This is a genomic window from Microbacterium sp. 2RAF4, assembly GCF_052115285.1.
Lineage (GTDB): Bacteria > Actinomycetota > Actinomycetes > Actinomycetales > Microbacteriaceae > Microbacterium > Microbacterium oxydans.
In genome coordinates, this window is sequence record NZ_JBFRGI010000002.1 from 743464 (window position 1) to 764482 (window position 21019).

General features: G+C 68.7%; 22 protein-coding genes. 8 read left to right on the forward strand and 14 right to left on the reverse strand.

The features are described 5' to 3' along the window. Window positions 1–990 carry a phosphate/phosphite/phosphonate ABC transporter substrate-binding protein gene (gene phnD / locus AB4070_RS07955; protein ID WP_441979623.1) on the reverse strand — a complete coding sequence of 330 codons (990 nt, stop codon included), beginning with the start codon at window positions 988–990 and terminating at the stop codon, window positions 1–3. A gap of 42 nt (window positions 991–1032) precedes the next feature. Next, a complete protein-coding gene (locus tag AB4070_RS07960; protein WP_441979624.1) occupies window positions 1033–1671 on the reverse strand; it encodes an HAD family hydrolase in 639 nt (212 codons plus the stop codon). Between the two features lie 117 nt (window positions 1672–1788). Between AB4070_RS07960 and AB4070_RS07965 the strand changes: the two genes are divergently transcribed. Beyond that, complete coding sequence (locus tag AB4070_RS07965; protein ID WP_441979625.1) at window positions 1789–2442, forward strand: amino acid deaminase; 654 nt, start codon at window positions 1789–1791, stop codon at window positions 2440–2442. Window positions 2443–2523: 81 nt separating this feature from the next. Here AB4070_RS07965 and AB4070_RS07970 read toward each other — a convergent pair whose 3' ends face one another. Both AB4070_RS07970 and AB4070_RS07975 read right to left on the reverse strand, forming a co-directional pair. After that, window positions 2524–2922, reverse strand: coding sequence for a riboflavin kinase (locus AB4070_RS07970; RefSeq protein ID WP_441979626.1), 399 nt, complete (start codon window positions 2920–2922; stop codon window positions 2524–2526). Then, window positions 2919–3458, reverse strand: coding sequence for a flavin reductase family protein (locus AB4070_RS07975; RefSeq protein ID WP_441979627.1), 540 nt, complete (start codon window positions 3456–3458; stop codon window positions 2919–2921). Before AB4070_RS07975 ends, AB4070_RS07970 begins: the two co-directional genes overlap by 4 nt. A 103-nt stretch (window positions 3459–3561) precedes the next feature. Between AB4070_RS07975 and AB4070_RS07980 the strand changes: the two genes are divergently transcribed. Next, window positions 3562–4167 (forward strand): PadR family transcriptional regulator, encoded by a 606-nt coding sequence (locus tag AB4070_RS07980; RefSeq protein WP_055865521.1) that lies wholly within the window; start codon window positions 3562–3564, stop codon window positions 4165–4167. A 2-nt stretch (window positions 4168–4169) separates the two neighbouring features. Here the strand turns inward: AB4070_RS07980 and AB4070_RS07985 are convergent, their stop codons facing one another. The 8 genes from AB4070_RS07985 to AB4070_RS08020 all read right to left on the reverse strand — a co-directional run bounded on the left by AB4070_RS07985 (window position 4170) and on the right by AB4070_RS08020 (window position 13312). After that, window positions 4170–5054 carry a ribokinase gene (locus AB4070_RS07985; protein ID WP_441979628.1) on the reverse strand — a complete coding sequence of 295 codons (885 nt, stop codon included), beginning with the start codon at window positions 5052–5054 and terminating at the stop codon, window positions 4170–4172. Beyond that, a complete protein-coding gene (locus tag AB4070_RS07990) occupies window positions 5047–6426 on the reverse strand; it encodes an NtaA/DmoA family FMN-dependent monooxygenase (protein WP_441979629.1) in 1380 nt (459 codons plus the stop codon). The genes AB4070_RS07985 and AB4070_RS07990 overlap by 8 nt, the downstream gene beginning before the upstream one ends. A gap of 111 nt (window positions 6427–6537) precedes the next feature. Further along, window positions 6538–7386 (reverse strand): ABC transporter permease, encoded by an 849-nt coding sequence (locus AB4070_RS07995; protein ID WP_441979630.1) that lies wholly within the window; start codon window positions 7384–7386, stop codon window positions 6538–6540. Then, on the reverse strand, window positions 7379–8176 hold the full coding sequence (locus tag AB4070_RS08000) for an ABC transporter ATP-binding protein (protein WP_441979631.1): 798 nt from the start codon (window positions 8174–8176) through the stop codon (window positions 7379–7381). The genes AB4070_RS07995 and AB4070_RS08000 overlap by 8 nt, the downstream gene beginning before the upstream one ends. Next, entirely contained in the window at window positions 8176–9279 is a 1104-nt protein-coding gene (locus AB4070_RS08005) for an ABC transporter substrate-binding protein (protein WP_441979632.1), read from the reverse strand. The genes AB4070_RS08000 and AB4070_RS08005 overlap by 1 nt, the downstream gene beginning before the upstream one ends. A 241-nt stretch (window positions 9280–9520) precedes the next feature. Continuing rightward, a complete protein-coding gene (locus AB4070_RS08010) occupies window positions 9521–10141 on the reverse strand; it encodes a TetR/AcrR family transcriptional regulator (RefSeq protein ID WP_441979633.1) in 621 nt (206 codons plus the stop codon). Between the two features lie 41 nt (window positions 10142–10182). Further along, a complete protein-coding gene (locus AB4070_RS08015) occupies window positions 10183–11736 on the reverse strand; it encodes a glucoamylase family protein (protein WP_441979634.1) in 1554 nt (517 codons plus the stop codon). A 124-nt stretch (window positions 11737–11860) separates the two neighbouring features. Beyond that, window positions 11861–13312 (reverse strand): helix-turn-helix domain-containing protein, encoded by a 1452-nt coding sequence (locus tag AB4070_RS08020; protein WP_441979635.1) that lies wholly within the window; start codon window positions 13310–13312, stop codon window positions 11861–11863. Window positions 13313–13445: 133 nt separating this feature from the next. Here AB4070_RS08020 and aceA point away from each other — a divergent pair, with 133 nt between their 5' ends. The 3 genes from aceA to AB4070_RS08035 all read left to right on the forward strand — a co-directional run bounded on the left by aceA (window position 13446) and on the right by AB4070_RS08035 (window position 17088). Then, window positions 13446–14771 (forward strand): isocitrate lyase, encoded by a 1326-nt coding sequence (gene aceA, locus AB4070_RS08025; protein WP_046747843.1) that lies wholly within the window; start codon window positions 13446–13448, stop codon window positions 14769–14771. A gap of 133 nt (window positions 14772–14904) precedes the next feature. Further along, window positions 14905–16566, forward strand: coding sequence for a malate synthase A (gene aceB / locus AB4070_RS08030; protein ID WP_441979636.1), 1662 nt, complete (start codon window positions 14905–14907; stop codon window positions 16564–16566). 90 nt (window positions 16567–16656) lie between these two features. Further along, window positions 16657–17088, forward strand: a complete 432-nt coding sequence (locus AB4070_RS08035; protein ID WP_282848565.1) for a hypothetical protein — start codon at window positions 16657–16659, stop codon at window positions 17086–17088. Between the two features lie 18 nt (window positions 17089–17106). Here the strand turns inward: AB4070_RS08035 and AB4070_RS08040 are convergent, their stop codons facing one another. Further along, the gene (locus tag AB4070_RS08040) at window positions 17107–17625 is read right to left on the reverse strand and encodes an Lrp/AsnC family transcriptional regulator (protein ID WP_441979637.1); all 519 of its coding nucleotides are present in this window, start codon (window positions 17623–17625) and stop codon (window positions 17107–17109) included. Between the two features lie 104 nt (window positions 17626–17729). Here AB4070_RS08040 and ald point away from each other — a divergent pair, with 104 nt between their 5' ends. The 3 genes from ald (at window position 17730) to AB4070_RS08055 (ending at window position 20655) form a co-directional block, all read left to right on the forward strand. Next, entirely contained in the window at window positions 17730–18824 is a 1095-nt protein-coding gene (ald, locus tag AB4070_RS08045) for an alanine dehydrogenase (protein ID WP_441979638.1), read from the forward strand. 81 nt (window positions 18825–18905) lie between these two features. Continuing rightward, window positions 18906–20105, forward strand: coding sequence for a pyridoxal phosphate-dependent aminotransferase (locus tag AB4070_RS08050; RefSeq protein WP_441979639.1), 1200 nt, complete (start codon window positions 18906–18908; stop codon window positions 20103–20105). Between the two features lie 142 nt (window positions 20106–20247). After that, window positions 20248–20655: a hypothetical protein gene (locus tag AB4070_RS08055; RefSeq protein WP_441979640.1), complete on the forward strand. Its 408-nt coding sequence runs from the start codon at window positions 20248–20250 to the stop codon at window positions 20653–20655. Here AB4070_RS08055 and AB4070_RS08060 read toward each other — a convergent pair. Beyond that, window positions 20613–21014: a VOC family protein gene (locus AB4070_RS08060; RefSeq protein ID WP_441979641.1), complete on the reverse strand. Its 402-nt coding sequence runs from the start codon at window positions 21012–21014 to the stop codon at window positions 20613–20615. The genes AB4070_RS08055 and AB4070_RS08060 overlap by 43 nt on opposite strands. Window positions 21015–21019: the final 5 nt, after the last annotated feature.

Consider the following 21019-nt stretch of genomic DNA (forward strand, 5'->3'; position numbering starts at 1 on the left):
TTACTGGAGCCCCAGAGCCTGCGCCGCACGGGCGACCACGTCGAGCGAGTCGGGGTCGGCCGGCGCGAGCTTGGTGATCGAGTAGATGCTGGTGAGGATCTCGGAGCCCTCCGGCGTGTTCGAGAAGTCCTCGAGCGCCTTCGTGATCCGGTCCTGCAGCTCGGGCGACAGGTCGGAGGACAGCGCGACGCCATCGTTCGGGATCTCCTCGGTCATCGCGAACACGACGACCTTCTGGCCGACGTCCGGGGTGTCCTTGGCGACGATCGTGCGGGCGTCCCAGAAACTGAAGCCGACCTCGGCGTCGCCGTTGTAGATTGCGAGCACGGAGGCGTCGTTCGCGGTGACGGGGATCTGCTGGATGTCGGCGTCGGTGTCGAGCCCCGCCTCCTGCAGCGCCAGGATCGGGTAGATGTAGCCGGCGGGCGAGCCGGGGCCGAGCACGGCGACCTTCGCACCCTTCGCCTTGTCGATGCTGTCGAGGCCGGCCGGGCCCTTCAGGGCGTCGGCGCCGTTGCAGAACAGCATCCCGTCGCGTTCGACCGGCTCGTCGTCGCAGTACCTGTCCGGATTGTTCGTCATGAACTGCGCGGGGTAGGTGATGTTGCCGTTGCGCTCGGTCTGCAGCACGACCTTCGCGTCGTACATGTCGTTCGCCTGCCACAGCTGCAGCGACGGCAGGAACCCGATCTGCGCCTGGCCCGCACCCATCGCCTCGACGGCGGCCTGGTAGTCCTTCGACACGACGCCGGTGACCTCGATGCCGAGTTCTTCCGTGAGGTAGTCGGTGAGGGGCGCTGCGGTGTCGACGAGCCCGTCCTGGTCCTGCGAGGGGACGAGCGCGAGCACGATCGACTCGGGATCGGCCGCGGGGGCGGCGGAGTCCTCGGGGGCAGCGGTGCTGCTGGAGCAGCCGGCGAGCACCACGGTCAGCAGGGCGCCGACCGCGATGACGCCCGCTGCGGAGGAGCGGAAGAGGGAGGTACGCATGTTCATCCTTCGATGGGGTGGGGGTGGAGGGAGGGACGGGTCTCAGCCGCGCAGCCAGGCTTCGAGCTGGGGAACCAGCGTCGAGAACTCGGCGGCACGGAAGGTCGGGGTGGCTTCGGGGTCGGAGAATCCGCCGATCAGGGCGGTCGCATGGCCGCGGGCGTGCGCCGGGGCCAGGTCGTTGTGCCAGATGTCGCCGATGCTCAGCACCCGGGCGTCTTCGGGGAGCGCGGCGAGCAGGGTCTCGAGCCCCGCAGGTTTGCCGGCACCGGTGACGATCCGGTCGAACAGGCCGCCGAGCCCGAGCGTCTCCAGCGCGTCGACGATGCGGATCGCCGGCGCGTTCGTGACCAGGATCCGCTCGGCGTCGACCGATGCGAGGAAGTCCACGAGGCCGTCCGGCACGGCGATCGGGGCATCGGGGGTGGCGAGCTGTTCACGACTGGCGAGGTAGGCGGCGCTGAGGAGGCGGCCATCCGCTCCCCTGATCTCGGCGAGCCGGCGCACCGCGTCGTATCCGTCGAGCGCCTCCTCATCGGCGGTGGCGATGAGGGCGCGGACATCGTCGAGCAGGGAGCCGTCGTCGCCGAGGCGGTTCGCGACCTGCTGCGCGTAGGCGAGGACCGGGCCGTCGCCGAGTGCGATCGTGCCGTCGAAGTCGAAGAGGAGGATGGAGTTCACGGAGTTCTTTCTGTGGGACGCTCCGTCCAGCATGGGGAAGGATTGTGGACAGAAGGTCCCGAGCGTGTGAACTCCGTGTGAACAATCCGTCCACTCGACTCGCGTATGGTGAGCGCCGTGTCCGAACTCGCACGACTCACTCGGGCGGCTCACCTCGCCGCAGACGGGACCGCCGCCGGTGTGCGCGCGGCCCTCGACGCGCTCCCGTGGCTGGTGTCCGCGATCCGCGACGACCACGACGCCGACCGCTTCGCCACCTGGGGTCGGTCCACGGCGATCGATGAGAACACCGGTACGGCAGTCATCCCCCGTGCGCTGTTCGAGGAGCTGCACGACCGCGCGAGCGTCGCCGCGGACTGGCCGATCGGGAACGCGGGAGTGCTGCACTGCTACGGCTATCTACTCTCGCTCGAACCCACGCCGTACGGACTCAAGCGCGAGCGCTGGATCGAGAGCACGCTCGAGCGCGCATGCCACCTGCCCCCGGACGCGTTCCACCCGTGGCGCGAAGGACCCACACTGCTCGCACGGGCCACGGCAGCGGCATCCGCGCTCCTCGCCTCCCCCGCGGCCGGCACGACCCAGGCGGTCGATGGGCGCGAGACCCGCCTGGCCCTGGGAGCGACGCGCGGGCCGAGCGCTCTCGCCTACGCCGTCGCACCCCACGCCGGTGCCGCGCCGTTGCTGATCACGATGTTCCCCGTCGCCGACGCATCCATCGCCCTCACGGACTTCCGGGCGGCTCCGCGCCTGCGCTGGAACGCCGCCTAGCCTGCACTCACCCCGCCCTGCGCCGCGACCTCGCACTCCCGCCGGCCAGCGGAAGACGAGCCCCACGGCGGAGACCGGAGGTCAGGATTCAGGGGCGGCCAGGAGTGCGCGGCTGCGTGTGATGTCGTCCGCGGTCTGCGCGATCAGGGCGTCGACGCCGTCGAACCGCAGGGTCGGGCGCAGACGGGCGACGAGGAACACAGCCAGTCGCCGGCCATAGAGGTCGAGGTCCGCGTCATGCACGTGCACCTCGACGCGTCGCTCACGGTCGCCTGCGAAAGTCGGATTCGCCCCCACGCTCACGCTCGCCGCCCAGAGCTGCGGATCGTCGTCGATCCGCACCCGGGCGGCGTAGATCCCGTCACCGGGCAGGCCTCCGTGCTCCAGAGCCAGGTTCGCCGTCGGGAAACCGAGTCCGCGCCCCCGGCCGTCACCCGGGACGACCGTTCCGACGATCGTCCCGAGCGGCGGAACGCTCACGCGCTCTCGGGGGCGGCGATGGAGCGATAGCGGCTCTGATGGAACACGAGCGGCTCGACGTCGTCGAACAGCGTGACGTCGGCGATCTCATACAGCGCGACCTCGTGGTCTCCGCCGTCGAAGGTGCTGTGCAGGCGACAGGTGAGCCACAGCGCCGCGTCGGCGATCAGCACGGCTCCCCCCTCGGTGCGCTGCCACTCGTGCCCGCCGAAACGGTCGCCCTCACGCGCCGAGAGCGAGCGGCTGAGAGGCTCGTGATGCGCTGCGAGAACGCTCATGCCCAGCTCGGGAACCGCTCGCAGGACCGGCCAGGTCTTCGACGTCCGTGCCGCGCTGATCGCGACGAGTGCGGGCTCCAGCGAGATCGAGGTGAAGGAGTTGACGGCCATGCCGACGGCGCGATCGTCGACCTGCGCGGCGAGCGCCACGACGCCCGTCGGATAGACCGAGAAGGCTCGGCGGAGGGCGAGATCGCGCGGCAGTGCGTCGCTCGGCAGCGCGGTGGTCGGCAGCGCGGTGGTCGCGGCAGTCGTCATTTCGGCTTCCTTTCGTTAGTCAACTTTGACTAGTTCTGATAATAGGCAACTTTGATCATGCAAACAACCGGAATCTGCGATGTCAGCCGTTAGCATGAGGGGCATGTCGACCACCCGCCTCGTCGTCCTCGGCGCCGTGAAGCAGTTCCAGCCCGTGCACGGGTACTTCCTCCGCCGAGAACTCATGACGTGGCACGTCGACGAGTGGGCACACATCCAGCCCGGCTCGATCTACAACGCCCTACGGGCGCTCGAGGTGGACGGATACATCGCCGAGAGCGGCACCGAGGCCGAGGGGAAACGGCCAGCGCGCACGACGTACCGCATCACCCCGGCCGGCGAGGTCGAGCTGCAGCGGATGCTGCGCGAGAACCTCTGGAACGTCGCGGCCTTCGACACCCAGGCCATCATGACCGTGGCCTCGTTCATGTTCGTGCTGAGCCGGCAGGAGGTGATCGCCGGTCTCGAGCACCGCCTCATCAAGAGCGACGCGATCATCACGCAGAACGGGTTCGACGTGCAGGACACCCTGCGCTCCGAGACCACCCCGAAGTACGTACGGGAGATCTTCGACCTCTCCACCGCCCGCCTCACCGCCGAGAAGCAGTGGCTGCTCGACCTGCTGGAGCGCCTGCGTGGCGGGGAGTACACGTTCGCCGGCGAGACGGTGGAGGGTGCGGCGCCGGCCGACGCGGCACCCTCGAACTGACCTCAGCGAGAGCCGACGAGCGCCGCGATCGACGCGGGCGAGAGCGCAGCCGTCGTCGCGCCGCGGTGCTGGGCGACGACGGCACCAGCCGCGCAGGCACGGATCAACGCAGCTTCGATGACAGCCCCCTGAGCGAGCGCCGCGGCCAGTGCCCCGCAGAACGCATCACCGGCGCCGGTCGTGTCCACAGGATCGATCCGGAACGCCTCGATGTGCAGAGGGTCGCCTCCGGCGCGGTACAGCGTCACTCCCCCGGCACCTCGGGTGAGGACCACGACCCGCCCCCCGGCTGCGTGCAGCCGATCGATGCCGCCGATTTCGGCGCACTCGGTCTCGTTCACCACCAGCACATCGACGTCGCCGAGCAGCCCGATCGTCGCGTCGTGCGCGGGGGCCGCGTTCAGGATCGTCAGCGCGCCCTCTGCTCGACCAGCCCGCAGTGCCGCCGCCACGCTCGCGAGAGGTATCTCCAACTGCGCGAGCACGACCGCAGCACCGGCCACCCCGGCCACCGCATCGTCGGCGTCGAGCTCCGCGTTCGCGCCGGCCGCGACGATGATGCTGTTGTCACCGTCGTCGAAGGCCAGCACGTGCGCGACCCCGGTTGGAGCAGCGGCGCTGCGGCGCACGGCCGCCTCCACTCCGGCATCCGCCAGGGTTTGCTGCAGCACGTCGCCGGCCTCGTCCGTCCCGACGACCCCGCAGAACCGGGTGGGAGTCCCGCTGCGGGCGGAGGCGACGGCTTGGTTCAGGCCCTTGCCTCCGGAGAAGCGGCCGCCGGCACGACCCAGGAGCGTCTCACCGACGAGCGGGGGGCGCGGAACCTCGACCACGAGATCGAGGTTCGCGCTCCCCACGACGGCGACACCTGCGAGGGTGTCAGACACGCGACATCGTCCGCCGGTACTGCGATCCGGTGTGCGAATCGGCGAGCGCCGGCGTCGGCGTGCCGATCAGGCGCTCGCGCAGCGACTGCGGCTCCGACGAAGGCTCGTCGACCGCGCCGCGCTCCTTGAGGATCGGCAGCACGTGCTCGATGAAGTCGACGGTCGATGCCGGCGGGATGACGGGGGCGAACAGGAACCCGTCGAGGTCGGCGCCGTCGGCGAGCTCGATCATCCGGTCCGCCACCTGCTCAGGGGTGCCCACGATCGGACGGGCGCCCACACCGTGTGCATGCCAGTCGCCGAGCACATCGCCGACGGTCTTGTCGGCGAAGCGCGCGACCTGCGTCTGGGAGAGCTCGGTGCTCAGCTCCGACATCGGCGTGTCCGGTGCGTACACCGAGAGGTCGAGTCCGGTGAACCACGCGTAGGAGGCCACCGTGACATCGGGGTTCTGCGCGTCGGCGACCTCGGCGTACTTGCGGCGGGCCTCCTCCTCGGTGCTGCCGACGACCGCTGCGAACGCCGACATGATCTTGACCTCGTCGGCCCCGCGACCGTTCTTGACGGCCTCCTCGCGAATCGCCGAGGAGTGCGCACGGAGCTGCTCCACCGAGCCGCTGCCCACGAAGATCGCCTCGCCGTGCTTGCCGCCGAACTCCCGACCGGCGGGAGATGCCCCGGCCTGGAACAGCACAGGTGTCCCCTGCGGCGAGCGCGAGGTGTTGCCGTACCCGTGCGAGCGGAAGTAGGGACCGTCGTGGGCGATGCGGTGCACCTTGGACGGGTCGGCGAAACGACCGGACTTGTCGCGCTCCAGGGCGCCCTCGTCCCACGCCTGCTCCCACAGCTTGTAGACGACCTGCATGAAGTCGTCGGCCATGAGGTAGCGCTCGTCGTGGCCGACCATCGGCACACCGAAGCCCTGCACGGCGGTGTCGGCCGTGCCCGTGGTGACCACGTTCCAGCCGATGCGCCCGCCCGAGAGGATGTCGAGCGTCGCCATGCGGCGGGCGAAGGAGTACGGCGGCTCGAGCAGGGTCGAGCCGGTGGCGACGAGACCCAACCGTGTCGTCTCGGGGATGAGTGCGGCGAGGATGATCGCCGGGTCGAGCCGGGGCAGATCGAGGCCTTCGACGGAGCAGATGTCGGGGCGTTCACCCGCGACGTCGGCCCACCCCCAGGCATCCGCGAGGAAGAGGAAGTCGAACCCGGCGTCCTCGACCATGCGCGCGGTGTCGCGCCAGTACTCGAGCTTGTCGAACAGGTAGCGCCCGTTGTCGGGGTGCCGCCAGGTCGCGGTGCCGGAGTCGTTCGCCTGCGCGTTCTCGAAGAGGCCGAGACGCAGCGGTTTGACGGTGTTCTGATCGGTCATGTGCGGGTGCCTTCCTTGTGGGTGGTTCGGGTGGATCTGGACTGATCTCCGGGCGCGCCGGAGGAACCCCGGGACGGGTGGGGGATCCCGTCCCGGGAGGCGGATGCCTCGTCAGCCCTTGGCCGTGACCTCGCCGTCGCTCCACCAGAGCACACGCTTGCGCACCAGGGCGAGGACGATGATGAGGAGCACGCCGAGCAGGCACAGCAGGGCGATGCTGGCCCAGGTGACGGGGAGGTTCGCCTGGGCGGCCGAGGTGGTGACGAGCGAGCCGAGACCGGCCTGCTGTCCCGCCGCGACGAACTCGGCGACAGCGGCGCCGACCACGGCGAGCGGCAGGGCGATGCGGAGGCCGGCGAACACGTACGGCATGCTGCCGGGGAAGCGCAGTTCGCGGAAGATCTCCCACCGCGAGGCATGCAGCGTCTTGAACACGTCCATGGCCTTCTGGTCGACGTCGCGGAGCCCTGCGAGGGAGTTCACGAGCATCGGGAAGAACACCACGAGGCCGGTCACGATGAACTTCGGCACCATGCCGAAGCCGAACGCCACGACCAGCGCGGGGGCGATCGCGACGATGGGGGTCACCATCACGATGATCACGAGCGGCATGACAGCCCGCTCGATGATCTGGAACTCCGCCATCACCACAGCCAGGAGGAACCCGGCGAGGATGCCGGCGGACGCGCCGACCACGACCTCGAGCAGCGTCACGAGGAAGTTCGACCAGTACATGCCGGCATCGTCGACGAGGCTGGTGCCGATCGCCTCCAGCGTCGGGAGCACGTACGGGTTGGTCCAGGCCACGATCTGCCAGAGCAGCGCGGCGATCACGAACGTGATCAGAGTGGGTCCCCATGATCCCCAGCGCAGCCAGGCGGGAGCGCCGCGGCGGGGCTGGGCCTTCAAGCGGGCGGTCGCGATCGTCGCGGTGGTGTCTCTCATCGTCAGCTCAGACATGGGCCTTCTCCGTCTGCGCGCGCAGCGCACCGCGCACGACTGCTTCCAGTTCGCGGAACTCGTCCGTCGCGTAGGCCTGCTCGGTGCGCGGTCGCGGCAGGTTCACGTCGATCACCTGGGCGATGCGTCCGGGGTGCGCGGCCATGACCACGATGCGGTCGGAGAGCATGATCGCCTCCGGCACCGAGTGCGTGACGAACATCACGGCCTTGCGGTTCGACTGCCAGAAGTCCAGCAGAGCGATGCGCTGGAGGTCGCGGTTCATCTCGTCGAGGGCGGAGAACGGCTCGTCCATCAGCATGATCGCCGGGTCGAAGACGAACGCCCTGGCGATCGCGGCGCGCTGCTGCATACCCCCGGAGAGCTGCCCAGGGTACTTCTTCAGCGCATGGCCGAGACCGAAGGTCGTCAGCAGCTCGGCCGGGTCGCGGAGCGCACGGTCGCCGTTGGCCCCGCGGTTGATCCGCACGGGGAGCTCGACGTTCTCGCGCACCGTCTTCCACGGCAGCAGCGCCGGCGACTGCGGCACGAGTCCGATCTTCTTGTCGCGCGAAGCCGCCCTGACACTCTCGCCGTCGATCGTGACGGTGCCGGAGTCGGCGTCGAGGAGTCCGGCGACCACCTTGAGCAGCGTGGACTTGCCGCAACCGCTGGGCCCGATCACCGAGACGAACTCGCCCATCCCGATCGTGAGACTCACGTCGTCGAGCACCGTGACCTTCGCGCCGTCGACACCGAAGGACTTCGAGACGTTCCTGACCTCGACGCCGGCGCCGTGTGCGACCGTCATCACTTCTCCTGCCAGATCAGGGTGTCGCCGTCGTAGAGGTCGGCGACCAGGTCGGCGTCCATCATGTCGGCGATCGCGGGGAGCTCCTTGACGTCGCCGTACTCCTTCACGAGGGCGTACTCGGGTTCCCACATGGACTCGTTCTGCACACCCGGGTTGCCGCCGGCGCTCTCGCGCACCCAGGCGGACTCCACCTCCCACGTGCGGGCGAGCTGCTCGCGCGGGAACGCGGCTCCCTGCCCGCTGTCCTCGGCCAGCTTCGCCAGCTTGTCGATGCACGCATCGGATTCGTCGAGGCAGTACTGGAGCGCCTTGAGGCTCGCGCGCATGAAGTCGGCGGCGACCTCGCGGTGCTCATCGAGGAACCGGGAGTTGACCTCCATCACGTTGTACGTGCCCTCGACGCCCAGGTCGGAGGGGAGGAACTCGCTGAACGGCAGGCCCTGTGCTTTGAGCGACTGGGGCTGGTTCGAGGCGTAGCCGACGATCGCGTCGACCTGCTCGCGCACCACGACGGTCGGGTCGTAGTTAGTCATCTTCACCATCTCGACCTTCGAGACGTCGACCCCGGCTTCATCGAGCATGGCCGAGGCGATCGGGGTCAGGTTGATGAAGTACCCGAGCGATCCGCCTTCGAGGTCCTTGAGGCTCTCGAGCTTCTCGTTGCCGAAGATGGAGAACGGCGGGGTGGTGCCGTAGGTGGCGACCGCCGTGAGGTTCTTGCTGTTGGCGGCCGCCAGCATCACATCGGACGCGGAGCCGAGCGCGGTGAACTGCGCCTGACCCGAAGCCACGAGCTGCTGCCCGTTCGCCCCTGAGGCGTTGATCTCGACATCGAGGCACAGATCGTCGAAGTAGCCCAGCTCCTCGGCGAGGAACACATCGAGCTGACCGGCGCTGGCGGAGTAGCCGTAACCGGAGATGTAGGTGATGGTGCCGGCATCCTGATTCCGCTTGCAGGCGTCGCTGTCGTTCGCACTCGTGGGGGCGGTATCGCCGCCTGGCGTCTGCGCGGAGCATGCTCCGAGCGTCAGCGTGGCGGCGAGAACGCACGTCAGGGTGGCAGTGATGCGGAATCGGGTTTCCGCAGGGGAAGTAGCCATGAGGGTCCCTTCTCGGCCGTTCGTCATTGATGGCTCGATGAAAGTAACATAGTCAATCTTGACTAAGCAAGATCACACTAACTTTTGACGACCGTGACCGACGTCGGCGTCGGTTTCGGTGTCGGTGTCGGTGTCGAGTGCACGTGAACTCGACGAGTGCTGCCCAGTCGACGCGGAGAAGCCGTGCACTCGGCAGGAAGTCGTGCACTGGACGGCCCGGGGCGAGACCGGGCCGGTGCCCTCAGGACCGGGGAAGGGCAGCGGGGTCGAGATAGCGGGTGACGAACTCCTCGAAGAGGGGGACCATGTCGACGGACTCATCCAGGAGCCACTGCAGCTGGATGCCGTCCATGACGGCGCTGATCAGCCGGGCGGCGTGCTCCGGGTCGATGTCTGCCCGCACCTCTGCGACTTCCTGGCCGCGGCGGAGGATCTCGGCCGCCTCGTCCGCCCTGACCCGATAGCGCGCGGCGAAGTCGGCATGCGACGGATGCTCCGGGTCCGTCGCCTCGGCGGAGACGATCGCGTACAGCGAGGTCAACCCGCGCGAGGTCTGGTTGTGCGCCACCACCCGCTTGGCCTGCTCGATCAGGGTGTGCTCGGCGGGATCGCCCGCGGCCGCGCGCACCGCCTCATCGCGCTGACGCAGCACCTCGGCGAACAGCTCCTCCTTGTCGGCGAAGTGATGCAGGAGTCCCGCGGGCGTCACGCCGACGCGCTTCGCGATCTCGCGCAGCGATCCGCCGTGGAAGCCCGTCCGCGAGAACACCGTGAGCGCCTCGTCGACGATCGCCTGCCGTCGGGCCTGACCCGTGACGTAGGGACCCCGGGACCCGCGGCCCCCGCTCGGCCGATCATCCATGCCCACTGCTGCTCCTGTCGTTCGGCGCGCAGCGCGGGAGCTCACCCCTTGTGACCACCGCCGGCGCCCCACGACGAACTGAACTCCTGCTGCCGCATCGCGGGCCGGAGGCGCTGCTCCATCTCTCGATCCACGAAGTAGTCCTTGAGCTTATCCTTCGTGAGTTCGTTGCCGATCGCCGCCATGATCATCGACTGGTCGAGCGACAGATAGCGCTCCGCGATCGTGCCGCTCCGCACGGCGACGGCATCGTAGAACCCGCCCGGCCCGTAGGCACCGAGTTCGCTCTCGATGCCTTCGAGGTTGCTCAGCGCCCCCTTGCGGTCATACGGCAAGGCGAGGAACGCCGCGTGCGGGGTCACCACGCCGTCTCCGAACACGGGATCGGGGTTCGTGCCCTCGGCGCATCCCGGCCGGTCGATGTCCACGTCGGTCTTCTCCGCATCGGAGGTGTAACCGTCGGACCGCATGCCGGCGATGTCGACGCCGTACTCCGCGTACCCGCCGAACGGGTTGCTCGCCGGGGAGAAGCCCCAGTACCCGTAGCCTGCCTCCTCGAGGCCGTGCTGCTTCTGCACCGCGACCGTGATCGGGTGGTTCAGCCGCCACGACCTCGGTCCCCACTTGGTCTCGGGAACGAGAAGGTCGGGCATCAGCGACTCGAACATGCTGCCGCCCCAACTCGGGACGAACGACATCCCGTCGTAGCTGTAAGCGCCCTCCCAGACCTCGAAGCCGTCATACGTGCGGTTTGTCCCCGACGGGAGCTGCTCCTGCCAGGCCCAGTCACAGCCGGGAGGCATGGTGCGGTGCGTGCCGGACAGCGCGGTCGCCGGGATCTGACCGTTCGCGATGCCCAGATAGGTCGCGATGCGGCTCTCGCTCACGGTCGTGTCGTAATGGTGGCAGGTGTAGTACGCGGTCACTCCGGATCCGTTGTACATCGGAGCAGCGACACTGCAGTCCGGCGGCGCCTGCTCCCAGAAGCCGCCGCGATTCGTTCCGGCGGGGAGCCCGGCGGCGCCCGCCGGGTCGAAGAACGAGGCGAAGTCCATCGAGTCGTAGAGCATGTCCGCCTGCTCGGCGAGCTCGGGCTCGGCCTCGCGCACGATGCGGAGGGCGGCGGCGAGCCAGCCGTTGTCGACCGTACTGAGGAAGGGATTCACGGGATCACCGGAATCTGGCCAGGTCGTCAGCTTCTCGCCCGTCGTCGGCGAGTACCAGTTGTAGTACATGCCGCTCGCATCGTTGCGCTCGAGCTCGGCGAGGGTGTCGAGCGTCGTCGACATGCGGTCGCGCGCCTCATCGGCGCCGATGATGCCGAGGTCGCGCGCGGTCACGGTGGACCACAGGTATCCACCGATGTTCGTCGGCGAGGTGTAGGCACTGGAGGCCTGCAAGTCGCCGGTGACGTTGTCGGCTGGGAGCCCGGTCTCCTCGTCGGTCATGGCGACCAGCGATCGCCAGGTGTCGCGGGCCCAGCGATCCAGTTCCGCATCGCCGGGTCGTCCACCGCCCGCGCTCGCCGGGCTGGCGAGCGCCAACCCCGAGGCGACCAGGCCGACTGTCGCCACTGTGCTCATCCATCGCTTCATCGCGTCTCCTCATCGAGAACGGCGCCGCGGATCACGGCGCTCCGACACGCGAAAACCTAACATGCGTTCAGTGTTGGTTCAACCCCGACCCGACGGCGGAGCCAGGAAGGACGAGGATCCCGGTTCACCGGGGTGCGTGGGCCTCCAGGAACTCGTAGACGTCGGTGGTGTCAACGCCGGGGAAGGCTCCTGTGGGCAGAGTCGCCAGCAGTGTGCGAGGGGTCTTCACGTTGGGCCAGGAATTCTCGCGCCAGCGGTCCTCCAAGTCCGCGGGGGCCCGACGACAGCACACCTCGACCGAGTGCTTCGACACGCCGCGGTGCGAGGTGTCGCGGCCCACGAACCACTTCGTGTCGTCGAAGCGCACGCCCACGCTCACCGAGTGCAGCCCTTCGCTCGACGACTCCACCCGCGCGGTGCACCAGTACGTGCCGTTGCCCGTGTCGGTGTACTGGTAGTAGGGGTTGAAGCGGTCGTCTTCGTCGAACACCACACGCGAGGTCCACCGGCGGCAGCACATCTGCCCCTCGATGGCCCCGAGCCTGTCGGTCGGGAAGTTCACGTCGTCGTTCTCGTACGCCTTGGTGATGGTGCCCGACTCGTGCACCTTGAGGAAATGCACCGGGATCTCGAGGTGCCGCGTCGCGAGGTTCGTGAAGCGGTGCGCTGCCGTCTCGTACGACACCGAGTATCCGTCGCGCAGGTCTTCGATCGAGATCGCCCTCCGCTGCTTGGCGTCCTTCAACGCGGGGACGACGTGCGCCTCCGGGATGAGCAGGGCGCCGGTGAGGTAGTTCGTCTCCACGCGCTGACGCAGGAACTCGGCGTAGCTGCGTGGCTCGGAGTGCCCCAGGATGCGACTCGACAGCGCCTGCAGCACCGCCGTGCGTGCATCACCCTTCGCCGGCACGCTGCTCGACAGATACAGCCGGCCGTTGGCGAGGTCGGCGACGCTGCGGGTGGTCTGCGGCAGGTCGGGCGCGTAGTGCAGGGTGAAGCCCAGGTACGCCGCGATCTCGGACGCGGTGCGCTGGGTCAGCGGCCCGCCAGGATGCCCGACGGCGGCGAGGATCTCCGCGGCCTTCGCCTCGAGGTCGGCGAAGTGATTGTCCTGTCGACGCATCAGATGCCGGAGCTCGACGTTGGCACGACGGGCCTCCTCCGGGGTCGCGGCGCGTTCGTCCTTGAGACGGTCGATCTCGCCGTGCAGCGTCAGCAGCGCCTTCAGTGCATCGGTCGGCAGACTCTTCGCGATGCGAAAGGGCTCGATGCCGAGGGCCTGGAACGTCTGCCCCCTCATCGCCCGCTCCAGGGCGATCTCGATGGCACTGCGCTCGTCGAGGGGCTCGCCCTCCAGCAGGGCATCGATCGTGACGCCGAGGGCGCGGGCGATCGCCTGCAGCTGCGTCAGCTTCGGTTCGCGCTTGCCCGTCTCGATCATCGACATCTGACTCGGCGCGCGGTCGACCGCCGAGGCGAGGTCGTCGAGGGTCATGCCCTTGGCTGTGCGGAGCTGGCGGATGCGACGGCCGATCGTGAGGGCATCGGTCTCTTCTGCAGCGTCGATGGTGCTCATGCGGCCGATTCTGTCACAGAAACAGAATTTCGCCCGATCTTCTCTTCGAAATCGACCTGTCACGGTGTCGAACTTCACTCACAGTGGAACCACGCCACTCCGGCACCGCAGCCGGATCCACCGAGGAGACACCATGACGAACACCGCCAACACCCCGACGCCCCGCCCCGCCGGTCTGCGAGCCGGCGACCAGGTTCAGACGGCAGCCGAGCTCCAGGAGATCTGGGACACCGATCCCCGGTGGGACGGCGTCGAGCGCACCTACACGGCCGAGGATGTGATCCGCATCCGTGGATCGGTCCGCGAAGAGGCCACACTCGCCCACCGCGGGGCCGACAACCTCTGGAACCTCCTGCACACCGAGGACTACGTCAGGGCGCTCGGCGCCTACACCGGAGGCCAGGCCGTGCAGCAGGTGCGGGCCGGCCTCAAGGCCATCTACCTCTCCGGCTGGCAGGTCGCCGCCGACGGCAACCTCGCCGGCCAGACCTACCCCGACCAGTCGCTGTACCCCGCGAACTCGGTGCCGGCGGTCGTGCGTCGCATCAACAACGCGCTCATCCGCCAGGACCAGCTGGAGCACGCCGAGGGTGAGACCACGCAGGACTGGCTCGCCCCGATCGTCGCCGACGCCGAGGCCGGCTTCGGCGGACCGCTGAACGCCTACGAACTCGCGCAGTCGCTCATCCAGTCCGGTGCCGCCGGTATCCACTGGGAGGATCAGCTGGCCAGCGAGAAGAAGTGCGGCCACCTCGGCGGCAAGGTGCTCGTGCCCACCCAGCAGCACATCCGCACCCTGAACGCGGCACGTCTCGCCGCTGACGTCGCCGGCGTACCGACCGTCATCATCGCCCGGACGGACGCCCTCGCCGCCGACCTGCTCACCAGCGACGTCGACGAGCGCGACCAGCAATTCACCACCGGCGAGCGCACCACCGAGGGGTTCTACCGGATCCGCCCCGGTCTGGAGTCGGTCATCAGCCGCGGCCTCGCCTTCGCCCCCTACGCCGACCTGCTGTGGGTCGAGACGGGAGAACCCGACATCGAGCTCGCCCGCTCGTTCGCCGCGGCGATCCATGCGCAGTTCCCCGGCAAGCTCCTCGCATACAACTGCTCGCCGAGCTTCAACTGGAAGAAGCACCTGTCGGACGCCGAGATCGCGACGTTCCAGCAGGAGCTGGCAGACCTGGGCTACAAGTTCCAGTTCATCACGCTGGCCGGATTCCACGCCCTGAACTACTCCATGTTCGACCTCGCCCGCGGCTACGCCGATCGCGCCATGAGCGCGTACGTCGAGCTGCAGGAGGCCGAGTTCGCCGCAGAGGCAGACGGCTACACCGCCACCAAGCACCAGCGCGAAGCGGGCACCGGCTACTTCGACGTCATCTCCACCGCGCTCAACCCCGACAGCGCGACCCTCGCCCTCGCCGGCTCCACAGAAGCCGCGCAGTTCCACTGATCCCACTTTCCTCCTCGTTTCGCCGACACCCATCGGCTTCGTCGAGACCCACCGCCGCGATCGCCTGCAGCGTTGGGTCTCGACGACCACCGTGGGTCTCGGCGCACTAAGACACTCGCGCAAAGGACTCATCATGACCACTCCCACGACCACGGCTCCGATCCAGACGACCCAGCAGGGTCCGGCGATCGAGGTCACCGGTCCCATCCGCGACCGCTACGACGAGATCCTCACCCCCGAGGCCATCGCCTTCCTCACCGAGCTGCACCACCGGTTCGCCTCTCGCCGTCACGACCGGCTCGCCGACCGGATGCGCCGCCGCTTCGAGATCGGCAACGGGCACGACCCGAAGTTCCGCGACGACACGGCCCACATCCGAGAGGACCGGGACTGGCGGGTCGCCGGCGCAGGCCCCGGCCTCGAGGACCGCCGCGTGGAGATCACCGGTCCCACCGACCCGAAGATGACCATCAACGCGCTCAACTCCGGTGCGCGTGTGTGGCTCGCCGACCAGGAGGACGCCACGAGCCCCACCTGGAAGAACGTCGTCGAGGGCCAGCTGTCCCTCCGGGACGCGATCCGCGGAGAACTCTCGTTCACCTCACCCGCCTCTGAATCCGGCCCCGGCAAGGAGTACCGCGTCACCGCGGAGCGCACGCCCACGATCGTGATGCGTCCCCGAGGCTGGCACCTGCCCGAGAAGCACATCGCCTTCATCGACCGCGCCGGCCGTCGCACCTCGGCATCCGGGTCGCTGGTCGACTTCGGCCTCTACTTCCTGCACAACGCGCAGGCGCTGATCGACGCCGGCCGAGGCCCGTACTTCTACATCGCCAAGCTGGAGTCGAGCGAAGAGGCGAAGCTGTGGGACGACGTCTTCTCGTTCAGCGAGGAGTACATCGGCATCCCGCACGGCACCATCCGCGCGACCGTGCTGATCGAGACGCTGCCTGCCGCGTTCGAGATGGACGAGATCCTGTACGAGCTGCGCGACCACTGCGCGGGCCTGAACGCCGGGAGATGGGACTACATCTTCTCGATCATCAAGAACTACCGCGGTCGTGGAGCGCGCTTCGTGCTCCCCGACCGCAGCGAGGTCACCATGACCGTGCCGTTCATGCGGGCCTACACCGACCTGCTCGTGCAGACGTGCCACAAGCGCGGAGCTTTCGCGATCGGCGGCATGAGCGCGTTCATCCCGAACCGCCGCGACCCCGAGGTGACAGCGCGCGCGGTCGAGAAGGTGTCGGCCGACAAGAAGCGCGAGGCCGGAGACGGCTTCGACGGCACCTGGGTCGCTCACCCCGACCTGATCCCGACGGCGCAGGCCGAGTTCGACGCCGTGCTGGGCGACCGCCCGAACCAGGTCGACCGTCAGCGCGACGACGTGCACGTGGAGGCGCGTGACCTGCTCGACCTGCACATCGGCCGCCCGATCACCGCCCAGGGCGTGCGGGACAACGTGTCGGTCGCCATCCGCTACCTCGAGGCCTGGCTGCGCGGGCTCGGCGCTGTGGCGATCGACAACCTCATGGAGGATGCAGCGACCGCGGAGATCAGCCGCTCGCAGGTGTGGCAGTGGCTCCACCAGGACCGCACGACGCAGGACGGCACCCCCATCACGGCGGAGTACATCGAGGGGCTGATCACCCAGGTGCTCGCACAGGCGACCCGCAGCCACGGCGACCGCTATGACGACGCGGCGGAGATCTTCCGCGAGGTCGCCCTGCAGGAGGAGTTCCCGACCTTCCTCACGCTGGGCGCCTACAGCCGGTACCTGATCGACGAGGGCTGAGCACGAGCGGAAGAGTCCCGGGCGGCGGCTGCGGCCCGGGACTCCTCCGTGTCCGGAGCCGGGGCGGGCACGCGGGCGTAGCCTGGAGACATGACCGACGTCTGGGCGGACATCGCCACCGAGTTCCTGCACTTCTACCCGCGCGGGCGGCGGCTGCTCGCGGTGGCAGGGGCGGATGCCGAGCGCTCGCGACAGGCAGCCGACGAACTCGCCACCGCGCTGACGGCGTCGGGGCAGCAGATCGTCCGCGAACATTCCGCCGAGGGCGACGAGACCGAGCTTCGCAGCGTGGTCACCGCGTTCCGGGAGGGACCGAAGAGCGACGACATCCTGCTCCTCTCCGGTCCCGCCGCCCTCATCGGCGAGCGCACCAGAGGGATGTGGAACTACGCCCTGTGGCAGTTGGCGGGCGACGAACCACCGCACACCGTGGCCGGCTCGATCGTCGACGTCTCCGACCCGGCTCATCCGCAGCGGCGGTTCGCGGACTACTGCGCCCTGCCCGCCTCCTACGGCGCCTGATCGAGAACGCTCCGCCCCTCAGCGGAAGGACGCGGCCACCGAGTTGCGGTGATAGTCGAACACGATGCTCGTGCGGGTGGAGGCGACACTGCTCTGCGCCGAGAGGTGCTCCAGCACGAACTCGCGCATCTCGGATGAGTCCGCGACGGCTATGTGCAACAGGAAGTCGTCGTCTCCCCCGAGGAAGAACACCTGGATGACCTGGGGCAGCACGCGCACGCGATCCGCGAACTCTACGATGCTCTCCCGCCGCCCGCTCGGCCGCAGGGTCACGCCGATCACGGCCTGCAGTCCGGCACCCAGCATCCGCTCGTCCACACTCGCGTGGAACCCCGTGATCACACCGCGGTCCACCAGGGTGCGCAGGCGGGTGTGCGCCGTCGACGGTGCGACTCCGAGTCGTCCGGCGAGCTCGGCGTTGGTCATGCGCCCGTCGGCGGTGAGCAGCTGCACGATCTTCGCGTCGATCGCATCGAGGGCCGGCGCCCGAACGGTATTCGGCTCGGGAGCCTCCGTTGTCGTCTCCATACGAAGCATTATTCAGGATCCGCGCACAGAGCGAATCATCTTCACGGATTCTGTTGTTCCGTCGATGTTTCTGCGATCCTGGGTGCCGCACCGCATCGAACCCTGGAGGATCAATGAAGATCGGCGTCCCCACCGAGGTCAAGAACAACGAGAACCGCGTCTCCCTCACCCCCGCCGGCGCGGACCGCCTGGTGCGCGAGGGCCACCAGGTGCTCGTGCAGTCCGGCGCAGGGCTCGGCTCGCGCATCACCGATGACGACTACCGCGCGGCCGGTGCCGACATCGTGGCCACCGCAGCCGACGCGTGGGGCGAGGCCGATCTGGTCATCAAGGTGAAGGAGCCGATCGCTCAGGAGTACGGCTTCCTGCGCGACGACCTCACCCTCTTCACGTACCTCCACCTCGCCGCCGACCGCGCTCTGACGACCGCCCTCGTCGACGCGGGAACCACGGCCGTGGCCTATGAGACCGTGCAGCTCCCCGACCGCAGCCTGCCCCTTCTGGTGCCGATGAGCGAGATCGCGGGACGTCTCTCGGTCACCATGGGCTCGTACTCACTGCTGCGGTCGCAGGGCGGACGCGGAATGCTGCTCGGCGGCATCGCCGGCACGCCGCGTGCCAAGACCGTCGTGATCGGTGGTGGAGTGGCGGGCGAGCACGCAGCGGCGAACGCACTCGGACTCGGCTCGAAGGTCACCGTGATCGACGTCTCCCTGCCGCGCCTGCGCGAGCTCGAGCACCGCTACGGAGGAGCTCTCGAGACACGCGCATCGAGCCGCTACGACATCGCCGAGGAGTTGAAGAGCGCCGACCTCGTGATCGGGTCCGTGCTGATCCCCGGCGCCGCCGCTCCCAAGCTCGTGACCGACGATATGGTCGCCGCGATGAAGCCGGGCTCGGTGCTCGTCGACATCGCGATCGACCAGGGCGGATGCTTCGAGGGGTCGCGCCCGACCACTCACGACGACCCCACGTTCGCCGTGCACGAGTCGATCTACTACTGCGTCGCGAACATGCCGGGCGCGGTGCCGGAGACGGCGACCCGCGCGCTGACCAACGCGACCCTTCCCTACGTCTCGGCGATCGCCGGCAAGGGTTGGGAGCGTGCGGCGGCTGAGGACGCGGCGCTCGCGAAGGGTCTGAACGTGCAGGGCGGACGCATCACGCTCCCGGCCGTCGCCCAGGCCCACGGACTCACGACCGACTGACCTTCCGAACCCGAAAGAACTCCGGATCTTGGCGGTATCCCACACCTCACCGGGCACACCGACCCGAGTACGCTCGTAATCGTGACCGAACGCGCTCCTCTCTCCCGCAAGCTGTCCGCCATCGCCGAGTCCGCGACTCTGAAGGTCGACGCCAAGGCCAAGGCCCTCAAGGCCGAAGGCAAGGACGTCATCTCGTACGCTGCCGGCGAGCCCGACTTCGCGACGCCGCAGTTCATCGTCGATGCTGCGGCCGAGGCTCTCGCCGACCCGGCGAGCTACCGGTACACGCCCGCTCCCGGCCTCCCGGCGCTGCGCGAGGCGATCGCCGCGAAGACCCTGCGCGACTCAGGCCTCGAGGTATCTCCGAGCCAGGTCATCGTCACCAACGGCGGCAAGCAGTCGGTCTACCAGGCCTTCCAGGCCGTGGTGAACCCGGGCGACGAGGTGCTGCTGCCCGCGCCGTACTGGACCACGTACCCCGAGGCCATCCGCCTCGCCGACGGCACCCCCGTCGAGGTCTTCGCCGGCGCCGACCAGGAGTACAAGGTCACGGTCGAGCAGCTCGAGGCCGCTCGGACCGCCCGCACCACCGCACTCGTGTTCGTCTCACCGTCGAACCCCACCGGCTCCGTCTACACCGCCGAGGAGACCAAGGCCATCGGCGAGTGGGCGCTCGAGCACGGCATCTGGATCATCAGCGACGAGATCTACCAGAACCTCACCTACGAGGGCGTCAAGGCCACCTCGATCGTCGAAGCCGTCCCCGAGGTCGCCGGCCAGACGATCCTGGTCAACGGCGTCGCGAAGACCTACGCCATGACCGGCTGGCGCGTGGGCTGGATGGTCGGACCCGCCGATGCCATCAAGGTCGCGGGCAACCTGCAGTCGCACCTCACCAGCAACGTGAACAACGTCGCTCAGAAGGCCGCGATCGCCGCCCTCACCGGTCCGCAGGACGAGGCCGAGCAGATGCGACAGGCCTTCGACCGCCGCCGCCAGCTCATCGTCTCAGAGCTGGCGAAGATCGACGGTCTCGTCGTGCCGAACCCGCTGGGTGCGTTCTACGTGTACCCCGACGTGCAGGGCCTGCTCGGTCGCACCTGGGGCGGTGTGACGCCGACCACCTCGCTCGAACTCGCCGACCTGATCCTCGACCAGGCCGAGGTCGCCGTCGTGCCCGGTGAGGCCTTCGGCCCCTCCGGCTACATCCGCATGTCATACGCTCTGGGCGACGACCAGCTGCTCGAGGGTGTGCAGCGCCTGCAGCGCCTGTTCGCCTGAGCTGCGGCACCGAGACCCATCGCGCTCGCCGAGACCCACTCCCCCAGTCGCTTGCGGGAGTGGGTCTCGGCGTTGACGATGGGTCTCGACGCACGTGAGGGATACTGGAGGCATGGGGGACGGGGAGCAGAGGGATGAGCGGATGCCGGTGACTCTGCGGGTGGCCTTCGCCATCCTGATCACGGTGACCGTGCTGATCTTCTTCGCCTCCCTCGTGGTCGCTCCCTTCCTCTGGTACTGGGGAGGAGAGTGGCGGGCGTTGCTCAGTGTGCTCCCCTTCGTGCCGGTGGTCGTCTACGCGACGATCACCGTGCTCGTCACACGAGGAAAGTCGTGGGCCCGATACGCGACCGTGCTGTTCCCGCTCCCGCTCGCGCTCTACGTGCCGGCGGCGACGGGCACGACCTGGGAGTTCCCGATCGGACTCGTGGCCCTCGCTCTCACCACCACGGCAGTCGTGTTGATCTTCCTGCCGTCGTCCCGTCCCTACTTCGGCAGGGGCACACCTCAGTCCTCGGGGTGGAAGCCGATCAGCCAGCGGACGCCGTAGCGGTCGACGAGCGTGCCGTCGAAGTCTCCCCACGGGCGCTTCTGCAGCGCGTCGACGACTCGTCCGTCTGCCGCCAGCTTGTCGTACCAGTCGGTGAGGGTCAGGGCATCGGCTGCGCCGAGGAGTGAGAGGAACATGCCGCTCATCTGCACCGCGTCGTCATCTGCGCCTGCATCGGCTCCGGCGATCTCTACCGGCCCGCTCAGCTGCCCGTGCGCGATCGCATCGCCGGGACCGTCGTGGCGTCCTGCCGTGGCGTAGTCGAGCAGCTGGAGCTCGCCGCCGAACACCGATCGATAGTGACCGAGCGCCTCTGCGGCGTTGCCGGGGAACAACAGGTACGGGATCAGTCCGCTCATCCCGC